The organism is Synechococcus sp. YX-04-1 (assembly GCF_030546365.1).
Lineage (GTDB): Bacteria > Cyanobacteriota > Cyanobacteriia > PCC-6307 > Cyanobiaceae > Parasynechococcus.
The window spans coordinates 1-801 of sequence record NZ_JAUONZ010000023.1; the positions used below are offsets into that span (position 1 = coordinate 1).

General features: G+C 56.6%; 1 protein-coding gene. It reads right to left on the minus strand.

Annotated elements, in window-relative coordinates; genetic code table 11:
- Positions 1 to 66: 66 nt before the first annotated feature.
- A partial coding sequence (locus Q3Y53_RS13055; RefSeq protein ID WP_303536807.1) for a PAS domain-containing protein occupies positions 67 to 801 on the minus strand: 735 nt, incomplete at its 5' end.

The following is an 801-nucleotide window of genomic DNA, read 5'->3' on the forward strand; positions in this document are numbered from 1 at the left end:
TGATGATGCTTCGCGTCAGCAAGAAGGTACCTGGAATGTGATTGATGGTGAGGTTGAAAATGCTGATCAACTCGCCAGCTGCTCAACCTTGTTCTGCAGCTCGGTCGCGGCCTGACGCTCCCGTTCGGCGTTTTCTGCAAAATCGGCCTGGAGTGCTTTCTGTGCCGTGATATCTGAAGCGTACTTGACGACCTTGTAGGGCTTGCCGCTGGGGTCGAAGATGGGGTTGTACGAGGCCTGGATCCAGATCTCCTTGCCGCCCTTGCCAAGACGCTTGTACTCACCCGAATCGAAATTGCCATTGTTGAGGTTCTGCCAGAACGCGGCGTACTCGGGGCTCGCTGCGTAAGCGGGCTCGGCGAACATCCGGTGGTGGCTGCCCTTGATCTCGTCGAGCGAGTAGCCCACGGTGTTCAGAAAGTTGTCGTTGGCCCAGCGGATGGTGCCGTCCATGTCAAACTCGATGACAGCCTGCGACTTACCGATCGCCTCGAGCTGACCCTCAAAGTCAGCGGTCTTGAGCTTCTGCTCGGTGATGTCAGTGGCGAATTTCACAACCTTGATCACCTTGCCGTTGTCATCAAAGACAGGGTTGTATGAGGCCTGGATCCAGATCTGGTCACCCTGGCTGTTGATACGCATGTACTCCCCGGCGTCGAACTGGCCGTTGCGGAGGTTCTTCCAGAATGAGGCGTACTCGGGAGTTGAGGTGTAGCTTTCCTCGCAGAACATCCTGTGGTGCTTGCCCTTGATGTCGTTGAGCGAGTAACCCACGGCACCGAGGAAGTTGTCGTTGGCGGT